Source organism: Streptomyces sp. NPDC041122, from assembly GCF_055592445.1.
The window spans coordinates 170,285-191,513 of sequence record NZ_JBVIYQ010000013.1; the positions used below are offsets into that span (position 1 = coordinate 170,285).

The 21,229-nt window shown below is 74.6% G+C and carries 16 protein-coding genes; 6 read left to right on the plus strand and 10 right to left on the minus strand.

The genetic code is table 11. The features are described from left to right. Positions 1-33: 33 nt before the first annotated feature. On the minus strand, positions 34-726 hold the full coding sequence (locus tag ACZ6B8_RS36860) for an HD domain-containing protein (RefSeq protein WP_471610059.1): 693 nt from the start codon (positions 724-726) through the stop codon (positions 34-36). A 131-nt stretch (positions 727-857) separates the two neighbouring features. Between ACZ6B8_RS36860 and ACZ6B8_RS36865 the strand changes: the two genes are divergently transcribed. After that, positions 858-1,532: a maleylpyruvate isomerase family mycothiol-dependent enzyme gene (locus ACZ6B8_RS36865; RefSeq protein ID WP_471087989.1), complete on the plus strand. Its 675-nt coding sequence runs from the start codon at positions 858-860 to the stop codon at positions 1,530-1,532. Positions 1,533-1,544: 12 nt separating this feature from the next. Here the strand turns inward: ACZ6B8_RS36865 and ACZ6B8_RS36870 are convergent, their stop codons facing one another. Continuing rightward, complete coding sequence (locus ACZ6B8_RS36870; protein WP_471610060.1) at positions 1,545-2,525, minus strand: hypothetical protein; 981 nt, start codon at positions 2,523-2,525, stop codon at positions 1,545-1,547. Between the two features lie 164 nt (positions 2,526-2,689). Here ACZ6B8_RS36870 and ACZ6B8_RS36875 point away from each other — a divergent pair, with 164 nt between their 5' ends. From ACZ6B8_RS36875 to ACZ6B8_RS36885, 3 genes are all read left to right on the plus strand, one after another. After that, positions 2,690-5,005, plus strand: coding sequence for a heavy metal translocating P-type ATPase (locus ACZ6B8_RS36875; RefSeq protein WP_471610061.1), 2,316 nt, complete (start codon positions 2,690-2,692; stop codon positions 5,003-5,005). A gap of 211 nt (positions 5,006-5,216) precedes the next feature. Beyond that, a complete protein-coding gene (locus ACZ6B8_RS36880) occupies positions 5,217-5,924 on the plus strand; it encodes a copper homeostasis protein CutC (protein WP_471087983.1) in 708 nt (235 codons plus the stop codon). 122 nt (positions 5,925-6,046) lie between these two features. Further along, complete coding sequence (locus ACZ6B8_RS36885) at positions 6,047-6,646, plus strand: DUF2165 domain-containing protein (protein WP_471087981.1); 600 nt, start codon at positions 6,047-6,049, stop codon at positions 6,644-6,646. A gap of 15 nt (positions 6,647-6,661) precedes the next feature. On the opposite strand, the gene ACZ6B8_RS36890 is transcribed toward ACZ6B8_RS36885, so the two are convergent. Together ACZ6B8_RS36890 and ACZ6B8_RS36895 are read right to left on the minus strand one after the other, a co-directional pair. Then, the gene (locus ACZ6B8_RS36890; protein ID WP_471610062.1) at positions 6,662-8,746 is read right to left on the minus strand and encodes a HelD family protein; all 2,085 of its coding nucleotides are present in this window, start codon (positions 8,744-8,746) and stop codon (positions 6,662-6,664) included. A gap of 398 nt (positions 8,747-9,144) precedes the next feature. Next, positions 9,145-11,775, minus strand: a complete 2,631-nt coding sequence (locus ACZ6B8_RS36895) for a helicase-associated domain-containing protein (protein ID WP_471610063.1) — start codon at positions 11,773-11,775, stop codon at positions 9,145-9,147. A gap of 412 nt (positions 11,776-12,187) precedes the next feature. On the opposite strand from ACZ6B8_RS36895, the gene ACZ6B8_RS36900 reads away from it, so the two are divergent. Next, a complete protein-coding gene (locus ACZ6B8_RS36900; protein ID WP_471087975.1) occupies positions 12,188-13,828 on the plus strand; it encodes a DNA repair helicase XPB in 1,641 nt (546 codons plus the stop codon). A 103-nt stretch (positions 13,829-13,931) separates the two neighbouring features. Here the strand turns inward: ACZ6B8_RS36900 and ACZ6B8_RS36905 are convergent, their stop codons facing one another. Together ACZ6B8_RS36905 and ACZ6B8_RS36910 are read right to left on the minus strand one after the other, a co-directional pair. Beyond that, on the minus strand, positions 13,932-14,279 hold the full coding sequence (locus ACZ6B8_RS36905; RefSeq protein ID WP_471610064.1) for a hypothetical protein: 348 nt from the start codon (positions 14,277-14,279) through the stop codon (positions 13,932-13,934). Continuing rightward, positions 14,242-15,342, minus strand: coding sequence for a glycosyltransferase 87 family protein (locus ACZ6B8_RS36910; protein ID WP_471610100.1), 1,101 nt, complete (start codon positions 15,340-15,342; stop codon positions 14,242-14,244). The genes ACZ6B8_RS36905 and ACZ6B8_RS36910 overlap by 38 nt, the downstream gene beginning before the upstream one ends. A gap of 646 nt (positions 15,343-15,988) precedes the next feature. On the opposite strand from ACZ6B8_RS36910, the gene ACZ6B8_RS36915 reads away from it, so the two are divergent. Continuing rightward, positions 15,989-17,074, plus strand: a complete 1,086-nt coding sequence (locus ACZ6B8_RS36915) for a hypothetical protein (protein ID WP_471610065.1) — start codon at positions 15,989-15,991, stop codon at positions 17,072-17,074. 19 nt (positions 17,075-17,093) lie between these two features. Here ACZ6B8_RS36915 and ACZ6B8_RS36920 read toward each other — a convergent pair whose 3' ends face one another. From ACZ6B8_RS36920 to ACZ6B8_RS36935, 4 genes are read right to left on the minus strand one after another with little or no spacing between them, the layout of a single operon-like run. Beyond that, positions 17,094-18,083 (minus strand): ABC transporter substrate-binding protein, encoded by a 990-nt coding sequence (locus ACZ6B8_RS36920; protein WP_471610066.1) that lies wholly within the window; start codon positions 18,081-18,083, stop codon positions 17,094-17,096. Positions 18,084-18,140: 57 nt separating this feature from the next. Then, positions 18,141-19,034, minus strand: a complete 894-nt coding sequence (locus ACZ6B8_RS36925; RefSeq protein WP_471087967.1) for an ABC transporter ATP-binding protein — start codon at positions 19,032-19,034, stop codon at positions 18,141-18,143. Beyond that, complete coding sequence (locus tag ACZ6B8_RS36930; protein WP_471087965.1) at positions 19,031-20,164, minus strand: FecCD family ABC transporter permease; 1,134 nt, start codon at positions 20,162-20,164, stop codon at positions 19,031-19,033. The genes ACZ6B8_RS36925 and ACZ6B8_RS36930 overlap by 4 nt, the downstream gene beginning before the upstream one ends. Next, entirely contained in the window at positions 20,161-21,159 is a 999-nt protein-coding gene (locus tag ACZ6B8_RS36935; RefSeq protein ID WP_471610067.1) for a FecCD family ABC transporter permease, read from the minus strand. Before ACZ6B8_RS36935 ends, ACZ6B8_RS36930 begins: the two co-directional genes overlap by 4 nt. Between the last annotated feature and the right edge of the window lie 70 nt (positions 21,160-21,229).

The following is a 21,229-nucleotide window of genomic DNA, read 5'->3' on the forward strand; positions in this document are numbered from 1 at the left end:
GTACGGGAGCGGGGCCCGTGCGGTCCGCCCCTTTTACGGGGCCAGCAGGGCCAGCTCGGTCGCCAGGTTCTCGCGGGCCGGCGCCTCCCAGTTGGCCGCGCCGTACGGGGTGCGGAACAGCCGCGGCAGCGAGATCAACTGGCGCAGCACCTCCGCCCTGCCCTGGCGGAACGCCTCGTCCGGCACGAAGCCGTACTCCTCGCGGACGGCCGCCGCGTAGGCCGCGTACGCGTCCGGGGCCGCCGCCAGGATCGCCAGGTCGGCGTCGCACAGCGCCTCGCCGTTGCGGTCGCCCTCGGCGGGGTCGTGCGTGACGGTGAGGCGGACCAGCCGGGCGACCTCGGCGACCTGTAGCTGCGTCAGGCCCGCTTCGGTGAGGGCCCGTTCGGCTAGGCGGGCGGACCGCTCCTCGTTCTCGGAGCGGTCCGGCGCGTACACCGCGTCGTGGAACCAGGCCGCCAGCCGCACCAGTTCGACGTCGTCGGCGTGCTCGGCCAGGACGTCGAGGTGGTCGAGGACCGCCGCCAGGTGGGCGGTGGTGTGGTACTTGCGCTGCGGTTCGGACCAGCGGGCCAGGAGCCGGTCCGCGTAGGGCGCGGGGTCGGGGGCGCCTTCGCTCGACCGCGACAGGGTCGCGTGCCAGCGGGTGCGGAGCGCGGCGTGCAGCGGCTCGTCGTGCGGCTCATCGCGTGGCTTGTCGTGCGGCTCGTTGTCGTGGTCGGCCATGTGGCGACTTTAACGCGGCCGGTGCGGGGCGGGATCGCCCGTGTCGGGCGGGGCGGGGTCGCGCGTGGGGCGGGGCGGGATCCGGTGGGCGGGCCATTGCACCGCGCCGTCGCGCCCTGTTGGCTTCGCCCATGACTCTTGCCGACGAGACGTACGAACCCGAACGCGCCGGGCGCCTTCTCCACGCCGAGCGCGACGCCCTGGTCCCGCTGCTGCGGGCCGCGCCCGACGAGGCGTACGCGATCCGTACCTGCTGTCCCGGCTGGACCGTGCGGCATGTGCTCGCGCACTGCGGCTCCGCGCTCATGCGGGTGGTGGAGAGCCGCTTCGAGGAGGGGGTGTTCAGCCCGGAGGCCAACGACCGTGACATCGCCGAGCGCGCCGACTGGTCCAACTCCCGTGTGGTGGACGAGTTGGAGCGCGGCATGACGGAGGCGGGGCCCGCGCTCGCCGCCGCCCGGGGGCGTCTGGACGGCGTCGCGCTGGGGGAGTGGGTGCACGCGGGTGACGTACGGGAGGCGTGGGGGAAGCCGGGTGCGTACGCCGGGGACGGGCTGGTGGACGCGCTGGAGCTGCTCGTCCGGTTCAGCAGGTCGGACTTCGCGGCCGCCGCGCCGCCGCTGCACGCGGACCTCGACGGCCGCGACGAGCCCCTGGTCCTCGGCACCCCCGACGGCACGCGCCCGCCGGCCCGCTACATCGGCGACGCCCCGACCCTGATCCGCCTCTGCACGGGACGTCCCCTGACCGGCACGCGATACGAACTGGCGGGCGCCACGGAGCAGGAACTGGCGCTCTTCGGCTGAGGCGCGCCGGCCCTAGTGCCGGTGGGCGTCGGCCCCGTCGGCCCCGTCGGGCGCCGTGCGCCCGCCTCCGCCCTCGCCCCCGCCCCCGCCCGCGCCCGCGTGGACCGTGAACGCCGCCGTGTGGACCTCGCCCCCGTGCCGGAAGTCCAGGAACAGGCGGTACGCCCCCTTGCTCGGGGCCGTCGCGCCGAAGGTGATGCCGGGGCCCGCCTTCGTCCTTCCGTCGCCCGGCGCGCCCACCGGGTGCACGTGGAGGTGCGCGAGGTCGCCCGCGCGCAGGGCGACCAGGTGGCCGTACGCGCCCAGATAGGGCTGCAGGTCGGTCACCGGCCTGCCGTTCCGCGCCACGTTCAGCGTCAGGTCGCCGCCCGCGCCCGTCTTCAGCTCGCCCTTCAGGGTCACGTCGTATCCGTCGACCCGGGCGGTCGTGGCGGGCGCGGGCAGCTCCTTCGGGCGGTACGTTCCCGACGCCCCGAGGTCCGCGCCCAGCGTCACGCCCTCCTTCGCGTCCCCCTTCGCGCCCTCGGGGCGGAAGTCGGCGAAGACGCGGTAGCCGCCCGCGTCGGGCAGGTCGACCGGTGTCGACCAGGTGCCGTCCGCGGCCCGCTCCGGGTGCAGATGGCGGTAGACGGTCAGGTCGCGTGAGGCGACGACGAGGTGGAGTTCCCTGTCGTGCTCCGTGCGGTACGCGGTGACGTTGCGGCCCGAGGCGTCCTCGACGACGGCGAACCGCAGCCGCTGCTTCTCGCCCGCCCGTACCCGGGGCGTCTTCAGGTCCAGCGTGTAGCCGCGGTCGGAGATCTGCAGGCCGCCGGGCTTCTCCTTTGCGTCCTGGCCCTCCCGCCGGTCGCCGTCGTGTTCGTCGTGTTCCCCGTGCCGTGCCGCCGGGGCCTCGTCGGTGACGGGGTCGATGCCCCTGCCCACGCCGTACGCGGTGCCGAAGGTCGCGGCGACGGCCGTGGCGAACGCGGTGATCTTCAGTGCGGTGTTCATGACGGCTCCTGGTATCCGGTGTCCGATGCGGCCGACAATACCCCTGGGGGGTATGAAGTCAAGCGTTTCGGCGCCCTTGCGCCTGGTACCCCCCAGGGGTATACATGGGCTCGTCAGCGATACCCGCCCTGGGTATCGGCAACCCGCCCGTACAGGAGCAGCCCATGGCCGCGTCCGCTCCCGCCTCCGCACCCGACAGTGCGCCCGCCCCCGCACCCGTCTCCGCGCCCTCCCGCCGGGTCGAGCTCGCCATCGGCGGCATGACCTGCGCCTCCTGCGCGGCCCGTATCGAGAAGAAGCTCAACCGCATGGCCGGCGTCACGGCGACCGTCAACTACGCCACCGAGAAGGCCGAGGTCAGCTACCGCGGCGACGGTGTCTCCGTGCCGGACCTGATCGCCACCGTCGAGGCCACCGGCTACACCGCGCGGGAGCCCACCCCCTACGCCGCCGGGAACGAGCCGGGTGAAGGCGGCCCGGGCGCCGAGGGCGACGGTGAACTGCGGCCCCTGCGGCAGCGGTTGACCACCGCCGTGCTGCTCTCCGTGCCCGTCATCGCGATGGCGATGGTCCCCGCGCTGCAGTTCACCTACTGGCAGTGGCTCTCGCTGGCGCTGGCCGCGCCCGTCGTGACGTACGCCGCCTGGCCCTTCCACCGGGCCGCCGTCACCAACGCCCGGCACGGCGCGGCCACCATGGACACGCTGATCTCGGTCGGTACGTCGGCGGCGTTCCTCTGGTCGCTCTGGGCGCTGTTCTTCGGCACCGCGGGCACGCCCGGCATGACGCACCCCTTCGAGCTGACCATCGCCAGGAGCGACGGCGCGGGCAACATCTACCTGGAGGCCGCGGCCGGCGTCACCGCCTTCGTCCTCGCCGGGCGGTACTTCGAGGCCCGCTCCAAGCGGAAGGCGGGCGCCGCCCTGAAGGCGCTGCTCGAACTCGGCGCCAAGGACGTCACCGTGCTGCGTGACGGTGGGCGTGAAGTGACCGTCCCCGTGGGCGAGTTGGGGGTCGGCGACCGGTTCCTGGTGCGGCCCGGCGAGAAGATCGCCACGGACGGTACGGTCGTCGAGGGCTCGTCGGCCGTGGACGCCGCCATGCTCACCGGGGAGTCCCTGCCCGTCGAGGTCGCCGTCGGCGACGCGGTCACCGGCGCCACCCTCAACGCCGGCGGGCGGCTCGTCGTCCAGGCCACCCGGGTCGGCGCCGACACCCAACTCGCCCGGATGGCGCGGCTCGTGGAGGACGCGCAGAACGGCAAGGCCGCCGCCCAGCGCCTGGCCGACCGGATCTCCGCCGTGTTCGTGCCCGTCGTCATCGGGCTCGCGCTCGCCACCCTCGGCTTCTGGCTCGGCAACGGCGCGGGGCTCACCGCCGCCTTCACCGCCGCGGTCGCCGTACTGATCATCGCCTGCCCGTGCGCCCTCGGGCTCGCCACCCCGACCGCCCTCCTGGTCGGCACCGGCCGCGGCGCCCAGCTCGGCATCCTGATCAAGGGCCCGGAGGTCCTGGAGGCCACCCGCCGGGCCGACACCGTCGTCCTGGACAAGACCGGCACCGTCACCACCGGCAGGATGACCCTGCTCGCCACGCACACCGCCCCCGGCACCCCGGTCACCGACGTCCTGCGGCTCGCCGGGGCCCTGGAGCACTCCTCGGAGCACCCCGTCGCCCGGGCCGTCGCCGCCGCGGCGGCCGCCGAGGTGGGCACGCTGCCCGTGCCCGAGGACTTCGCGAACGTCGCGGGCCTCGGCGTGCAGGGCGTCGTCGAGGGACACGCGGTCCTGGTCGGCCGCGCCCAGCTCCTCGCCGGCTGGGAGATCCAACTGCCGGAGCCGCTGGCGCGCGCCCGGGCCGGGGCGGAGGCCGCCGGGCGTACCGCCGTCGCGGTCGCCTGGGACGGCGAGGCGCGGGCGGTCCTGGAGATCGCCGACGCGGTCAAGGACACCAGCGCCGAGGCCGTCGCGCGGCTGCGCGCGCTGGGCCTGACCCCGATCCTGCTGACCGGCGACAACAAGGCCGTCGCCGCGTCGGTCGCCGCGGAGCTCGGCATCGCGCCCGGTGACGTGATCGCCGAGGTCCTGCCGCAGGACAAGGTCGACGTGGTGAAGCGGCTGCAGGCCGAGGGGCGCGGCGTGGCCATGGTCGGCGACGGCGTGAACGACGCGGCGGCGCTGGCCCAGGCCGACCTGGGCCTGGCGATGGGCACCGGCACGGACGCGGCGATCGAGGCGGGCGACCTGACGCTGGTACGGGGCGACCTGCGCGCCGCGGCCGACGCGATCCGGCTCTCGCGCCGCACCCTCGGCACGATCAGGTCCAACCTCTTCTGGGCCTTCGCCTACAACGTGGGCGCGCTGCCGCTGGCCGCCGCCGGACTGCTCAACCCGATGATCGCGGGGGCGGCCATGGCCTTCTCCTCGGTCTTCGTGGTCGGCAACAGCCTGCGTCTGCGGCGGTTCGAGCCGCTGGCGTAGACCGCCGGCGGCGGGCCGGCCCCCGGTCCCCCCTCCGCGATCACCTCTCCACCCCGGCGCGAGCGGCTCGGCTCGCGCCGGGATGTTCTGCGCGTAGGCTGGTAATTGGACTAGACCTATGCCAGGTTTCCGGGGGTGAATCCGGGAGCCGGGCCGCCACGGTCAGCCACCCGAGTCCGAGCCGCAGCGACCCCAGAAGGAAGAGACATCCATGAGCAAGCGTGCAGTCCTGGAGGTGATCGCCCTCGACGCCGAGGACGCCGTCGCCGCCCAGGCCGGCGGAGCGGACCGCCTCGAGCTGGTGACCGACATGGCCGCGGACGGCCTCACCCCGTCCCGCGAGACCTTCGCCGCCATCCGCTCCTCCGTCGACATCTCGCTGCGCGTCATGCTCAGGCTGGCCGACGGGTTCGCCGCGGGCGACGTCGACGCACTGGTCACCCGCGCCCACGAGCTGCGGGGCGAGGGCGCCGACGAGTTCGTGCTCGGCTTCCTCGACGAGGCGGGCGGCCCCGACCTGTCCGCCGTGGAGAGCCTGGTCGGCGCGCTCGACGGCTGCCGCTGGACGTTCCACCGCGCCATCGACCGCGCCGCCGACCGCGACGCGCTGCGCAAGCAGCTCGCGGACCTGCCCGGCCTGGACACCTACCTCACCGCCGGCTCCGCGGCCGGCGTCGACGACGGCCTGCCGACGCTGCTCGCCGAGGCGGCCCGGCGCGGCGAGCCCGGATACGAGCCGCAGCTCCTGATCGGCGGCGGCCTGCGCCTCGACCACCTGCCCCGGCTCAGGGCGGCGGGCGTCGACGCGTTCCACATCGGCGGGGCCGCACGCCCCGACGGCTGGTCCGCCCCGGTCTCCCCGGCGGCGGTCGCCCAGTGGCGGGCCGCGCTCGACGGACAAGAGGTTCTCGACGGATAAGAGGTGGGGGCGGGGCGGCGGGCGTGGGCCGGATCCGGCGGCGCCCGGTGCCTCCGTGTGCCGCCGGGTTGATCGCCCTCTTGAGGGACGCGATAGAACTGGGTCGACACGGAGGGGATTTCATGCCGACACCAGCACACCAGCCGCGCCCCGCGGAGCGCATCCTCGCGGCCGGGACACAGCCCGTCGCCGCGATGCTGCTCACCGGGACCGTCGCGCTCTACATAGCGCTCGTCGCGTTCGGGAACATCACCGACTTCGGCACCAACCAGCAGTTCGTACGCCATGTCCTGTCGATGGACACCACCTTCAAGGGCAACGGCCTGAGATGGCGCGCGGTGGATTCCACCGCCCTCCAGGACACCGCCTACGTCGCGATCATCGCCTGGGAGACCCTCGCCGCCCTGACGCTCCTCGCGGCGACGGTCCTGTGGGCCCGGGCGCTGCGCCGCCCCGCGGGGACCCCGCGCACAGTCGGTCTGCGCCGGGCCCAACGGGCCGGGTCCATCGGCCTGTTGATGATCCTCGTGCTCTTCGGGGTCGGGTTCATCGGCATCGGCGGCGAGTGGTTCGCCATGTGGCAGTCGCAGGCCTGGAACGGCCTGGACGCGGCCACGCGCGTCGTGACCCTCGCGGGCATCGTGCTCGTCGTCACGCACCTGCCGTCCGCCGGGGCGCCGGCCCCGGCGGAGGCCCATGACCTGGAGAAGACCGGGAGTTGAGCCGGGCGCCCGAGCTCAGCCGAGCTGGGCCGGAAGGCCGGCGCGGTGCACGACGACCAGTCCCGACACGGCGCGGGTCAGCGCGACGTAGAGCCGTCGCAGCCCCGTCCGCTCGTCGGGCTCGCCGTCGACCACGGCGGCCGGCTCGTCCAGGACCACGTAGTCGTACTCCAGGCCCTTCGCGAGCGACGCGGGCACCAGCGTCAGCCGGGTGTCCGGCGTCGTCTCCTCGCCGGGGGAGAGATACGTGAGACCCGCCGCCGTCAACGCCCCCGCGAGCGCGGGGATACGGGCGTCCGCGGCGATCAGCCCGATGGACCCCTCCTGCCGCAGCGACTCGACGCAGGCGGCGAGGCAGGCCGCGTCGAGGGCGTCGGAGTCCGACGCCTGCCCGCCCCCGTCCGCCACCCGCCGTACGGCGAGCGAACCCGGCGACTCCCGCACCGACTCGACCGCCGTCAGGCCGGGCGCGATGTCCGGGAGCAGCCGGGACGCGTACGCGATGACCTCGCGCGGCACGCGGAAACCGGCCGTCAGCTCCTCCACGACCGCGTCGCCCTTGCCGAGGTGCGCCAGCGCCTCGTCCCAACTCGGCGTCGCCCAGGGCGTGGTGCCCTGCGCGAGGTCGCCGAGGACCGTCGCCGAACCGGTCGTGCAGCGCCGCCCCACCGCGCGGTACTGCATCGGTGACAGGTCCTGCGCCTCGTCGAGCACGACATGGCCGAGGGAGTGGGTGCGGGTGACGAGGTCGGTGGCCTCGTCGATGAGGACGGCGTCCGCGGCGGACCACGTGGCGGACTTGACGCTCCGGGCGGGCTTGGCCCACAGCACGGCCTTCTGCTCGTCCTCGGTGAGGATCCCCGCGGCGTGCTCGGCGAGGAAACCGGCATCGGACAGCAGCCGCAGCACGAGCTTCGCGGGATCGACGGGCGGCCAGAGCGCCTTCACCGCCGCCTTCACGGCGGTGTTCCGCGCCACGGCGTCCTGCACCCGGTCGTCCGGCGCCTCGCCCGCCTGCTCCATGCGGACGAGGACGGCGTGCGCGATGCGCTGCGGCAGGGCGTCGCGGGCGGCGCCGTAGCGGATGTCGCGGGCGAGCAACTCCGCGACGATCTCCTCCAGTTCGTACGCGGGCACCCGCCACCGGCGCGAGCCGCGCACCACCACGACGGGTTCGGTGGGCGGGGTGACGTGCGAGCGCACGGCGTTGCGCAGCACCGCGGCCATCCGCGCGTCGCCCTTGACGACGGCGGCGACGGCGTCGTCCGTGCCACGCACCTCCACATGGGCGACCAGATCGTCGACGGTGGCCTGCTTGACCTCCAACTCGCCGAGCGCGGGCAGGACCTGCTCGATGTAGTGCAGGAAGGAGGCGTTCGGGCCGATGACGAGGGTGCCGGTGCGGGCGAGCCGGTCCCGGTGGGCGTAGAGCAGATAGGCGACCCGGTGCAGGCCGACGGCGGTCTTGCCGGTGCCGGGCCCGCCCTGCACGCACACGCTGCCGCCGAGCCCGCTGCGGACGATCTCGTCCTGCTCGGGCTGGATGGTCGCGACGATGTCCCGCATCGGACCCACGCGCGGCCGCTCGATCTCCTGCTGGAGCAGCTTGCTGGTGCGCTCGTCCTCGGTGGCGTCGCTGAGGTGCTCGTCCTCGTACGCGGTGAGGTCGCCGCCCGTGTAGCCGAACCGGCGGCGCAGCGCGATGTCCATCGGGTCCTTCTTGGAGGCCCGGTAGAACGGCTGCGAGACCGGCGCGCGCCAGTCGACGACCATCGGGTCGCCGCCGGCGTCGTGCACGTGCCGCCGCCCGATGTAGAACTGCTCCCCCTCGGCGCCCTCGGCCTGCTCGGCGCCGGGTGCGTGCAGGTAGTCGAGCCGGCCGAAGAACAGCGGTGTGTGGGCGAGATCGGCGAGCGACTTGATCCGCTCGTCGAGCTGCCGCTCCAGAACGGCGGCGTTCACCCAGTTCGCGGTGACGTCGCGGATGTCGAGGGCCTCGGCGTCCTCACGCATGGCGCGCAGCGCGGAACGGGACGCGGCGAGGTGGCCTCGTTCGCGGGCGAGCGGATCGGCGGGGTCGGTTTCGGCGTGCGCGTGCACGGGGTGCCTCCGGCGGTTCAGCGGTGTCGTGTGCGGGCCTCGGCTCGGGTGGTGCTCAGGTCGAGGTGCCACCCGGTTTCCGTCCGGACGGCGCCGCTCCGCGGGGGAGGCGGGGAAGGGGGCATCCTAGAGCGCGTCCCACAATCCTGACGAATGCTTTTCCCAAGCCGACCCTCACCAGAGGGGGACGCCCCGTCAGGGGCGCGAGGAACGGCGCGCCCAACCACAACACCGCCGCACGAACCCACGAGCCCCGCCCTCTCCAGGGGTGCGGGGAACTGCGCGCCCAGCCACAACGGCGCCGCACGAACCAACGACCCCCCAGGGGCGCGGGGAACTGCGCAAAAAAACCACGACGACCCGCACACCCCCACGGCCAAGGGGACCCCCGGTCAAGCTCACCCCTCGGCGAGCTCCGCGACCCCCGTGACGCGATGCAAGGGATACGTTCGGACCTCGTCCGCCGTGTGGTCGTACGCCGTGACGAAGCCCCCCTCCACGCGGACCGGCGCGATCACGCGCTGACTCGCGGAGCCCTCCGCGTTCACGTAACCGATCCACACCGCCTCCCCGGTCAGCACCGCGGCCTGCATGGTCGCAAGGGTCTCCGCCGCGGTGGTGCGCGGCAGCCTGCCGTCCGCCGCGGCCGGCACCTCCTTGCGGGGCGCCGTCGACGCCAGGTCACCCGCACGGATCGCCCGTACCGCCGCGTCGATGAGCGTGGCGCCGGGCAGCGGCGGCCCGTCGGGCACCGGTTCGGGCGCCGACCGGGGCGGCGTGCGGTGCGCGTGGGCGCGGGTGATCAGGACGTCGCCCTCCGCGCTCTCCGCGGCGGGCGCGAACCCCATGGCGCGCAGCCCGTCCAGGAGCGCGCCGGGGTCCGCCTGGGCGGCGAGCACGGTGGGCGCGAGCCGACGCAGCCGCAGGCTCTGGGCGCGCTTGTCGGCCATGATCTCGTTGAGCAGGGCCTCGTCGTCGCAGCGCACGTACGCGGAGGCCGCGCCGATCCGCAGGTGGCCGTGTTTCCGCGCCACGTCGTCGATCAGATACGCGAGGGGCTGCGGAACCGGCGTACGCGAGTGGGCGGCCAGGAAGGCGTGCAGGTCGGACGCGGACTGACCGGCGTCGAGCGCGCGGCGTACGGAGCCGGGCGTGAAGCGGTAGACGGTGGCGCCGCCCTTCGACTCGACGTCGGCGAGCACGGCGAGGGCGTCGGCGAGCGGCCGCCGGAGCGGGCCGGGGGCGACGGCGGTGAGGTCGGCCTGCAGCAGGACGTGGTCGAGGGGCTCGGGCAGGAGCGGCGCGAGGAGCCGGGCGGCGCGGGCGGCGGCGACACCGCGCTCGGCGAGGTCCTCGCCGCCACCGGCCACGGCGCCGGCCCCCGAGGCGGCGCCGGCCTCCGCAGCGCCGCTGGGCAGCAACGCCCGCCCGTGCGCGGAGAGCGCGCCACGCCCCGTGACACCCAGCAACTCCGCCTCGTCCAGGGTCCATTGAGCGATACGGGAGCGCAGGTCGCGCGGGGTGGGTGAGTCGGAGGGGTTGGCGGCTCCGCCCAGGGCGGAGCCGTGGGAAGAAACCGCCGCACCGGAGCCGCCCGGGGCGGCGGCCCCCTGGGCGCGCCCGGCGGCCGGCCGCTCCCAGCCGAGGCGGGCCAGCAGCGACTCCGGCAGGGGCGCCGTGCCCTCGGGCAGCGTGGCGAGCAGCGCCAGGACCCGCCGGCGGACCTCGGGGGCCGCCGAACGGTCCAGGTGCGGGCCGAGCGCGGAGAGCGTGCGGTCCTTGCCGTCACGGCCGCCGACCAGCCCCGCCGTACGGGTGGCCGCGAGCCAGGCGGTGGCGAGCGCCGCCCAGCGCTCGCCCGCGGGCAACTCCAGCCACTCGTCGTACGCGGGCGTCGCGGCGTACCGCTCGTCGGCCTCGCCGTCGGAGGCCAGCAGGCCCGCCGCGTAGGCCAGTTCGACCCAGAACGCGGCGAGCGACTCGGACGTGTCGAGCGCCACGGCGGTCCGCTTCAGGTCGCGCACGCTCAGGCCGCCGGCACGCAGGACGGTGGGGCCGCCCTCGTCCCAGTCCTTCAGGAGCTCCTCGACGGTGGCGAGCGCGGTGTACGCCTGGCCCGCGGCGGTCGCGTCCACAACCTGTGGACGGTGTTCGCGCGCGCCCGCCACGGGCGGCGGCGTCGGCTCGGGCGCACGGTGGGCGCGGCCCGCGCGCAGGTGCAGGGCGGCCTCGCGGGGCAGGACGACGGTGCCGGGCGCGGTCGGCAGCAGCAGCCCCCGGTCGATGAGCCAGCGCAGATGGCGGGCCGGATCGGCGGTGACCTGCCCGTACGGCGGCCCCCACACCAGCCGGGACAGCACCTCCACGGACTCCGCGGGCGCCTCGTCGAGCAGCGCCGACATCCGGGTGCGGTCGGTGAACAGCGCGGTCAGCGCCTGTACGGCGGAGACCGGGTCGTGGGTGGTGGGCAGCCCCGCCGCGGCGACGATGTCCTGCACCCGGGTCGGCGACATCCCGGCCGTGGCCTCGGCGACGGTGGGCCCGAGGCCGGTCGGGGAGGGGTGCTGCGGGGTCGGGGCGAGCAGCTCGCGGGCGGTCCGCACGAGCCGCAGCCGGTCGTCCGGGCCCCACACCAGGGCCTGCTCGTGCAGGGTGGCCAGCGCGCGGGGCAGCGCGGCCTCGACGTCGGCGTCCCCGTCGTCGCCGCCGAGCAGGCGCAGCACCTCCTCGTACGAGGTGGGGTCGGATGCCACGGCCAGCACCTCGGCGACCTGCTGCGCGAACCGGTCGAGCCGCTCCAGGGCGCGTACGACGGAGGCGCGGGTCCCCGCGCGGGTGGCGAGCTGGGTCAGATCCGTGGGCACGGGGCTGAGCAGGTCGGGCCGCGCCCGCAGCAGCCCGGCGAGCGCGCCGTCCGCCCGCGACCGCAACGCCTCGGCGAGGGACCGCGGCGCGTCGGCCCCGCGCGACGCCGCGGAGTCACGGGCGCTCGCGCCGGCGCGGTCGGTGGGCTGCGGCTGGGTGCTCATCCGGTTCACGGTAGCGGGTCGGGGGGAGAGGACGGGGTTGGCGAGCACGGGTGGCGGCACCGTACGGGAGACCGCCTACCTCGAGGGCAAGGCGGAGGGGGAAGCCAAGGGTGGGGCCAAGGGCGGGGCCACGGCCATTCTCCGGGTCATCGGGGGGGGCGGGGGATCGACGTGTCGGAGGAGACCCCGCGAGCGGATCGGTACCTGCGCCGATCTGGCCGTCCTGAACCGCCGGCTGGAGCGTGCCGTGCACGCCGGGGCCGTCGTCGAGCTCTTCGTGGAGGACGGCACCGGGCCCCGCGGGGCCCGAACATCCTGAGGGGGCCGCTCGCGCGGCTGTAGCGGACGTCACCGTCGCGGAGCCCGCGCATGCGGCACACTGGACGTTTGGCCTTAACGAAAGGGCGCTCGCGTGAACGGTCCCCTCATCGTCCAGTCGGACAAGACCCTCCTGCTCGAGGTCGACCACGAGCGGGCCGACGCCTGCCGCCGTGCCATCGCGCCCTTCGCCGAGCTGGAACGGGCCCCCGAGCACATCCACACCTACCGCGTCACCCCCCTCGGCCTGTGGAACGCGCGGGCCGCCGGCCACGACGCCGAGCAGGTCGTGGACGCCCTCGTGGAGTTCTCCCGCTACCCCGTCCCGCACGCCCTCCTCGTGGACGTCGCCGAGACCATGGCGCGGTACGGGCGGCTCACCCTTTCCAAGCACCCCACCCACGGCCTCGTCCTCACCACCACCGACCGGCCGGTCCTCGAGGAGATCCTGCGGTCGAAGAAGGTGCAGCCGCTCGTCGGCGCGCGCATCGACGCGGACACCGTCGCCGTGCACCCCTCCGAGCGCGGCCAGGTCAAGCAGACCCTGCTGAAGCTGGGCTGGCCCGCCGAGGACCTCGCCGGGTACGTGGACGGCGAGGCGCACAAGATCGACCTGGACGAGAGCGGCTGGTCGCTGCGGCCCTACCAGCAGCAGGCCGTCGAGGGGTTCTGGCACGGCGGGAGCGGTGTCGTCGTCCTGCCCTGCGGAGCCGGCAAGACCCTCGTCGGCGCGGGCGCCATGGCGCAGGCCAAGGCCACCACGCTCATCCTCGTCACCAACACCGTCTCCGCCCGCCAGTGGAAGCACGAGCTGGTCAAGCGCACCTCCCTCACGGAGGACGAGATCGGCGAGTACAGCGGGACCCGCAAGGAGATCCGGCCCGTCACCATCGCCACGTACCAGGTGCTCACGACGAAGCGGAAGGGTATCTACCCGCACCTCGAACTCTTCGACTCCCGCGACTGGGGCCTCGTCATCTACGACGAGGTGCACCTGCTGCCCGCGCCCGTCTTCAAGTTCACCGCCGACCTCCAGGCCCGCCGCCGCCTCGGCCTCACCGCCACCCTCGTACGGGAGGACGGGCGCGAGTCCGACGTCTTCTCGCTCATCGGGCCCAAGCGGTTCGACGCCCCGTGGAAGGAGATCGAGGCGCAGGGTTACATCGCGCCCGCCGACTGCGTCGAGGTCCGCGTCAACCTCACCGACGGCGAGCGGCTCGCTTACGCCACCGCCGAGGCCGAGGAGAAGTACCGCTTCTGCGCCACCACCGCCACCAAGCGGAAGGTCACGGAGGCGCTGGTCAAGAAGCACGCGGGCGAGCAGACCCTCGTCATCGGCCAGTACATCGACCAGCTCGACGAGCTCGGCGAGCACCTGGGTGCGCCCGTCATCAAGGGCGAGACCACGAACGCGCAGCGCGAGAAGCTCTTCGACGCCTTCCGGGAAGGCGAGCTCTCCGTCCTCGTCGTCTCCAAGGTCGCCAACTTCTCCATCGACCTGCCGGAGGCGACCGTCGCCATCCAGGTCTCCGGCACGTTCGGCTCGCGCCAGGAGGAGGCGCAACGGCTCGGCCGGGTGCTCCGGCCCAAGGCCGACGGGCACGAGGCGCGCTTCTACTCCGTCGTCGCGCGCGACACCATCGACCAGGACTTCGCCGCCCACCGGCAGCGGTTCCTCGCCGAGCAGGGGTACGCGTACCGGATCGTCGACGCGGACGAGTTGCTGGCGGGCTAGCCACCCTCCCCCCTCGCGGGGCGGGCGAGGACCGGTGATCGGCTCGGGGCGGGCGAGGACCGGTGATCGGCTCGGCCCACTCGGCTGAGCCGATCACCGGTCGTCAGCCCGCGAACAGCACCGCCGGCATCGCCACCACCGACGTCAGCGCGAACGCCGTCCGCAGCCACGCCGCGTCCGAGTCGCGCGGCGTGAGCCAGCCCGCCGCCAGACAGCCGACGCCCCCGAGGGTCCCGAGGACACAGCGGACGACCAGGTCCTGGTGCGCCGTCGACGACGCGTCGCCGAGCTCCGCGTCGAGCCCGACGATCCACCAGGCGAGGGCGAGGAGCAGCAGGACGGCGGGGGTCGCGAGGCCCAGTGCGAGGTTGCGGGCGGGTCGGGGGACGGGGTGCGCCGCGGCGTCGGCGGCGTTACGCGCGGCCCACTCGGCGCGGGTCTCTGAGCTCATGGGACGAGTCAACCGCCGTGCGGGGGAGCGGTACCTCCGTCCGCGTACTCAGGTACGTACTCAACATCGGCAGCAGCGCCAGCGCGAGGAGCGGATACGGCGCCGCCAACGGCTGCTGCCACCACGGCAGGTGCAGGTCCAGGTCGCCCCGGTGCGGGAGCAGCCAGAACGTACGGGCCGTGAAGAGCGCGGCCACGGCGGCCGCCGTGCGCGTCCTGCCCTCGGCGGCCAGGACCGCGAGCAGCGGCACGCACCACACCCAGTGGTGGGACCAGCTGATGGGGCAGATCAGCAGCGTCGTGAACGCGGTCAGGAGTACGGCGCGGGGCTCGGTGGGCGCGCGCTGCACCAGCCACAGGCCGAGGGCGGCCGTGAGGGCGGCGGGGACGGCCCAGGCGGCGCCCGGTGCCGCGTCGTGCAGCAGGCGGGCGGCCAGGCCCTGCAACGACTGGTTGTCGACGATCCACGCCTTGCCGACGCGGCCCGTCTCGAAGACCCGGCGGGTGAAGAACTCGACGCTGGCGGCGGGCAGGACGAGCGCGCCGAGCGCCACGGTGCCGGCGAGGCCGGCCAGCGCGGTGACGCCCTCGCGGACGCGTCCGCGGAGGAAGAGGTACGCGATGAAGACGGCCGGCGTCAGCTTGATCCCGGCGGCCACCCCGATGGCGAAACCTCTGCCGAGGGCGGTGGGGGGCCGGGTGAGGTCCCAGAGGACGAGGCAGGCGAGGACGAGGTTGATCTGGCCGAACAGCACGGTCTGGAAGACGGGTTCGAGCCAGAGGGCGAAGGCGGTGGCGCTGATGACGGTGCTGGTGGCGGTGGGGAGGGCTGGGCCTGCGAGGCGGCGGGAGAGGTGGACGAGGAGGGCGAGGAGGGCGATGTTGCCGAGCAGGAAGGCGGTCTTGAGGGCGGGGAGGGGGAGCCAGGTGGTCGGTACGAAGAGGATGGCGGCGAACGGGGGGTAGGTGGCGGGGAGGTGCCAGCGGGTGACGGTGAACCCGTACAGATCGCCGCCCCCGGCGACGGCGGCACCTTCGGCTCGGTAGACGAGGGTGTCGGCCATGGGGATGCGCTGGGTGGCGCAGAGGGCGAGGAGGAGGGCGAGGGAGGTGGCGAGGGCGGCGACGCTGAGTGCCGGTCGCGTCGCGATCCGTGACTTCACGGGGGGACAGTAGTGGATGGGGTGGGTGGGGGGCTGGGGTCTGCGCCTGGGGTTCGTCTGTGGGTGCGGGGCCGTGGGGGTATGTGCGTACTCGCCATCCCTGCGCCACTGCCTCGCGGACAATGTTGCTATTGCGGGCTCGGTGCTCCGTGCGCACATACCCCCACGTCCCCTCCCGTCTCGTACGCGGGTGCGGCCCGCCCGCCTGCTCCTACTCCGACTGTGCGGTGCGGGGCAAACGGGTGGGTGGGTGGGGTACATCCGCCGCGAAGCGGCGGGTCTGTTCGAACCCGCGGGGAGAAGACGGGCGATGGACCCACCCGGAGACATCCGCCGCGGAGCGGCGGGCCTGTTCGAACCCGCGGGGGGGGAAGGCGGGCGAAGGACCCACCCGGAGACATCCGCCGCGAAGCGGCAAGGCTGTTCGGGACCGCAGGGAACAGACGAGGGCAGAACCCACCCGCATAGGCGCCCCCGCCAGAAAAAGGTACCGTCGAGAACCGCACAACCCGCGGCGCGTCAACGCAGCCGCCCCGGAGGGGACTTCGTGGGGATCGAGAGCGATCAGCTGGTCTACGACTATCTGAGCCGGGTCGGAGACCTGGCCCAGCAGCGGCAGTTGCCGTCCGGCGATCGGATGAGACTCGTCGCCGAGTTGCGCAACCGCATCGAGCGCGGCCGGGACCAGTCCGCCGGCGGCGACGGCCCCGCCGTCGTCCGCCGCATCCTCGCCCGCATCGGCACCCCGGAAGAGGTCGTCGAGGCGGCCGGCGGCGCCTCCGGCGACGTACGGGATGACGTACCGGATGCGCGGGACGTACGAGAGGCCGCGCGGCCCGAGCCCCGTCCCGCCGTCCCCACGCAACGCAACCGCCGCCGTCCCCCCGCCGAGGACGGCGGCGGGCGGCTGCGCCGCATCGTGCCGCGGCCCCGCCGCCCCGCCGCCCCGGATCCCGACGACTCCCCCGACTTCGAGGGCGCCGCGCCACCGCACCTCGCCGGCGCCGACGAACTGGGAACCAGTGGTTCCCAGCCCGACTGGTGGCGGGTGGACAGCAGTCCGTTCGGGGGCGCCGACACCGTCCCCGGCTTCGTCGGCGGCGTGGAGATCCCCGAGATACTCAAGCCGCCGCCCGCCCGCGACGACGAGGGCCGGCCCGGCAAGGGCGGGGCCGAAGCCGATGACGCGGACGCGGAAGAGGACGGCACGGACGGCTTCGCGTACGTGGAGGACGACGGGGCGCGGCACCGGCGGCGGCTGTGGCGGCTGCCCCGCCGCGGCGACGGCGCCGCCTTCAGCAACCCGCTGCTCCTGCTCGCCGCCGCCCTCCTCACCGTCGGCGCCGTCCTCGGCAACTTCCTCGCCCTCGGCGTCGGCTGGCTCATCGCCTACGCCTCGCGCCGGCTCTCCCGCGCCGAGGTGAAGCTCGCCGTGCTCGGGCTGCCGGGGCTCGCCCTGGCGGCCGGGATCGGCTGGCTGTGGGGGCGGTCGGAGGGCCGGTGGGGGGACCCGATCCGGGACGGGCACATGAGCGACGCCATCGCCGACACCTGGCCGTGGGTGGTGCGTGGCGCGGCCGTCGCCTCCGCCCTCTTCCTGCTGTGGCGGTCCCAGCGGCAGCAACGGTCGTGAGCCGTACGGGGGTTGTGGGTCAGGGGTTGGGGGTCAAGTCCTTCTGCAGTTCGTCCAGGATCTTGTCCGCCGCCGTGTAGCCGATGCCCTGGATCCACAGCTCGTCCTCGACCGTGTGGACGTCGCCCGACTTCACCGCCCTCATGTTCTTCCACAGGCTGCTGCCCGTCGTCCGCGTCTCCTTGGACTTCTTCGGATCGCCGTACGTGGAGCGGAAGATGACGTCGGCGTCGGCGAGGTCGATCTTCTCGGGCGACAGGTCGTAGGAGAAGCCGTCCTTCGCCTTCGCGGAGATCGGCGCGCGGCCGAGGCCGACGTCCTTGAGGATCGTGGCGATGTAGCTCCGGTCGCCGTAGAGGCGGATGTCGGCGCCCTCGATGAAGCGCAGGATGTTGACCTCGGTCCGCTCCGCCTTCGCCCGGCCACCGATGGCCCTGGTGACCCGCTGGGCGTGGGCCCGGTAGGCGGCGACGGCCTTCTTCGCCTCGGCCCGCTTGCCGAGCGCCTCGGCGTGCAGCCGGAAGTTCTCCTTCCAGGGGTAGCCGGTGGTCTCCGTCATGACGGTCGGCGCGATCGCCTCGAGCTGGTCGTACTTGGCCGCGTGCCGGATCTTCGAGGTGAGGATCAGATCGGGCTTGAGCGCGGCGATGGCCTCCATGTTGGGGTTCATCATCTCGCCGACGTCCTTGACGCCGCTGACCTCGTCCTCGGGCAGATAGCCCGGGAACCCGGACTCCGCCTCGACGTGCGTGGCGCCGACCGGGCGCACGCCGAGCGTGAGCGCCGAGTCCAGTTCGGCGGTGTCGAGGACGACCACCCGCCGGGGTGCCTCCGGGACCTTCACGTCGCCCATCGCCGTCCTGACGGTACGGGTCCTGCCGGAGCCCGCCGCGTCGTCGGAGCCCGACGAGCCGCAGGCGGTCAGCGCGAGCGTGCCGGTCACGGCGGCCAGGGCGCCGGTGAGCAGGGCCCGGCGGCGCGACGGGGTGCGGGGGAGCGGGTGGGTCATGAGTTCGCCTTTCACGTGGCCTTGGGGAGAGCCTTGGGAGGGTGCAGGCGGTGCGGCTCATGGGGATGCGACGGATCCGGGGGCGGGATCGGGGGCGGGGCCCGGAGGGGGGTCGGGGGCGGACGGTGCCGTCGCGTCCCGCGGCGGGGACCACGGCGGGCCCGGGACCACCAGCGGGGACCCCGTCACCGGGTCCGGCACCACCACGCAGTCCAGGCCGAAGACCTCCCGTACGAGATCCCTGGTGACGACCTTCGCGGGGGCGCCCTCGGCGACGACCTCGCCCGCCTTCATGGCGACGAGGTGGTCGGCGTACCGCGCCGCCTGGTTGAGGTCGTGCAGGACCACGACGACCGTCCGGCCCGGGGCGCCCCGCGGTGCCGGCGCCGCCAACTGGCGGATCAGGTCGAGGACTTCGACCTGGTGGGAGATGTCCAGGTAGGTGGTGGGCTCGTCCAGGAGCAGCAGGCCGGTGTCCTGGGCGAGGGCCATCGCGATCCACACGCGCTGGCGCTGGCCGCCGGAGAGCTCGTCGACGGGGCGTTCGGCGAGGGCGCTCACGTCGGTACGGTCCATCGCCTCGGCCACCGCCCGCTCGTCCTCGTCGGACCACTGTCTCCACCAGCGCTGGTGCGGCTGGCGGCCGCGGGCGACGAGGTCGGCGACGGTGATCGCCTCGGGGGCGGCGGGGGCCTGCGGGAGCAGCCCGATCTGCTGGGCGACCCGCTTGGTGGGGAGCCCGGCGAGCGACGCGCCGTCCAGGAGCACGGCGCCGCTCCTCGGTCTGAGGAGCCGGCCGAGCGCCCGCAACGTCGTGGACTTGCCGCAGGCGTTGGGGCCGACGATCACCGTGACCCGGCCGTCGGGGATCACCAGGTCGAGGCCCTCGACGACGGTGCGGTCCGCGTAGGCGAGGGTCAGCTCGCGGGCCGTGAGACGGGCGGCGGTCACGACGGGCCTCCAGAGCGGACGGGGCGGCTGCCGCCGGTGCGGACGGCGTGGCTGCCGCCGGTGCGGTGGCCCCGCACGATCAGCCAGATCAGGTACGGGGCGCCGACCGCCGCCGTCAGGACGCCCACGGGGAGTTCGGTGGGCGAGAAGAGGCGGCGGGCCAGCAGGTCGGCGACGACGACGATCAGAGCGCCGAGCAGCGCCGAACCCAACAGCGGGATCTGTGCGGTGCGGGTCAGCCGGCGGGCGGTCTGCGGGGCGAGGAGCGCCACGAAGTCGACGGGTCCCGCGGCGCCGGTGGCGACCGAGGCGAGGACGACGCCGAGCAGCACCAGGCCGAGGCGCACGTGTCCCAGACGCGTCCCGAGGGCCGTCGCCGTGTCGTCGTCGAGGGTGACCTCGCGCTGGGCGCGGGCGGCCCACAGGACGCACGGCAGGAGGACGAGCAGGGTCAGGGCGAGCGGGGTGGCCTCGGCCCGGCCGCGGCCGTTGAGGGAGCCGGTCATCCAGATCTGCGCCTGCTGGGCGACGAGGTAGTCGCCCTTGGTCATGAAGAGCGTCGTCACCGAGCGCAGGGCGACGGCGAAGCCGATGCCGATGAGGACGAAGCGGGTGGCGTGCAGCCCGCCGCGCCACGCGAAGACGTACACGAGGGCCGCCGCCGCGATGCCGCCGAGCACGGACAGACAGGGCAGGACGGTGGTGGAGGTGACCCCGTAGGTGAGCGCGCCGACCGTCAGCGCGCTCGCGCCCTGGCTGACGCCGATGATGTCGGGGCTGGCGAGCGGGTTGCGGGCCACGGTCTGGATGAGCGCGCCGGCCACGCCGAACGCGGCGCCCGCCAACAGCCCGACGGTCATACGGGGTTCGCGCAGCGTGCCCACGACCAGCGCGTCGGCGGAGGGCCGCCCGAGGAGCACCCGCACCACCTCGACGGGCGATACGAAGGACTCGCCGACGCAGAGGTAGGCGAGGCAGCCGGCGGCGAGCAGCAGGGCGAGCGCGGCGGCCACGGCGGCGGCCCGCCGGTGCACGAGGAAGGTGGCCCGGCGCAACCGGAGCACGGCGTGACCGGCGGGCCGGCCCCGGGCCGCGGGCCGGGTCCGGGCGGTGGACGAGGTGGCGCTCACGCGGCCACCGCCCTGCGGCGTACGAGGGTCACCAGGAAGGGCACCCCGATGAGCGCGGTCATCACGCCGGCGGGGACCTCGCCGGGCGGGAAGAGGATGCGTCCGGCCGTGTCGGAGACCAGCAGCATCACCGGGCCGAGGGTGGCGGCGAGCGGCAGCACCCAGCGGTGGTCGGTGCCGATGAGGGCGCGGGCGATGTGCGGGACGGCGAGGCCGATGAAGGCGATCGGCCCGGCGGCGGCCACGCCCGCCCCGGTGAGGACCGTCGCGCCGAGCCCGCCGGCCACCCGGACCGCCGTGACGTTCTGGCCGAGCCCCTTGGCGACGTCCTCGCCGAGCGCGAGCGCGTCGAGGCCGCGGGCGACGGCGAGGACGAGCACCAGGCCGACGAGGAGGAACGGCCAGAGCCGGCCGACGATCTCGGCGTCCCGGCCGGAGAGTGAGCCGACCTGCCAGAACCGGAACTCGTCGAGCGCGGCGGCCCGGGTGGTGAGCACCCCGGTCGTCACGGAGACGAGGAGCGCGTTGATCGCGGCGCCGCCGAGGGCGAGTCTGACCGGTGTCGCGCCGCCACGCCCCGAGGCCGCGACGGCGTGGACGGCGACGGAGGCGGCTCCGGCGCCGGTGAACGCCCACCAGACGTATCCGGGCAGCGTGTGCACCCCGGCGAAGGCGATGGCGAGGACGACGCCGACGGAGGCGCCCTGGCTGATGCCGAGGATGCCGGGGTCGGCGATGGGGTTGCGGGTCATGCCCTGCAGGACGGTGCCGGCCAGCGCGAGCGAGGCGCCGACCAGCACGCCGATCACGGTGCGCGGCAGCCGCATCTCGCGGACCACCTCGGCGGATCCGCCGTGCCCGCCGTGCAGCAGCGCGTCGGCCACGGCGGAGGGGGCGACGGCGCGGGCGCCGACGGCGAGGCTGAGCAGGACGGCGAGCAGCAGGGCCACCACGGCCGCGGCCAGCACGGCGGCACGTCGGACGGGCACACGCATCGGCTGGGCTCGTTTCCGGGAGAGGACGGCACGGGGCGGAACGTGGCGGCTCGGCGGGAGTTACGGGGCC

What these genes read in the sequence shown, in the direction of transcription:
- ACZ6B8_RS36860 (WP_471610059.1), bottom strand. Translation starts at nt 726, where the DNA reads ATGGCCGACCACGACAACGAGCCGCACGACAAGCCACGCGATGAGCCG.
- ACZ6B8_RS36865 (WP_471087989.1), top strand. Translation starts at nt 858, where the DNA reads ATGACTCTTGCCGACGAGACGTACGAACCCGAACGCGCCGGGCGCCTT.
- ACZ6B8_RS36910 (WP_471610100.1), bottom strand. Translation starts at nt 15,342, where the DNA reads ATGGCCGACACCCTCGTCTACCGAGCCGAAGGTGCCGCCGTCGCCGGG.
- ACZ6B8_RS36880 (WP_471087983.1), top strand. Translation starts at nt 5,217, where the DNA reads ATGAGCAAGCGTGCAGTCCTGGAGGTGATCGCCCTCGACGCCGAGGAC.
- ACZ6B8_RS36935 (WP_471610067.1), bottom strand. Translation starts at nt 21,159, where the DNA reads ATGCGTGTGCCCGTCCGACGTGCCGCCGTGCTGGCCGCGGCCGTGGTG.
- ACZ6B8_RS36920 (WP_471610066.1), bottom strand. Translation starts at nt 18,083, where the DNA reads ATGACCCACCCGCTCCCCCGCACCCCGTCGCGCCGCCGGGCCCTGCTC.
- ACZ6B8_RS36885 (WP_471087981.1), top strand. Translation starts at nt 6,047, where the DNA reads ATGCCGACACCAGCACACCAGCCGCGCCCCGCGGAGCGCATCCTCGCG.
- ACZ6B8_RS36875 (WP_471610061.1), top strand. Translation starts at nt 2,690, where the DNA reads ATGGCCGCGTCCGCTCCCGCCTCCGCACCCGACAGTGCGCCCGCCCCC.
- ACZ6B8_RS36870 (WP_471610060.1), bottom strand. Translation starts at nt 2,525, where the DNA reads ATGAACACCGCACTGAAGATCACCGCGTTCGCCACGGCCGTCGCCGCG.
- ACZ6B8_RS36905 (WP_471610064.1), bottom strand. Translation starts at nt 14,279, where the DNA reads ATGAGCTCAGAGACCCGCGCCGAGTGGGCCGCGCGTAACGCCGCCGAC.
- ACZ6B8_RS36895 (WP_471610063.1), bottom strand. Translation starts at nt 11,775, where the DNA reads ATGAGCACCCAGCCGCAGCCCACCGACCGCGCCGGCGCGAGCGCCCGT.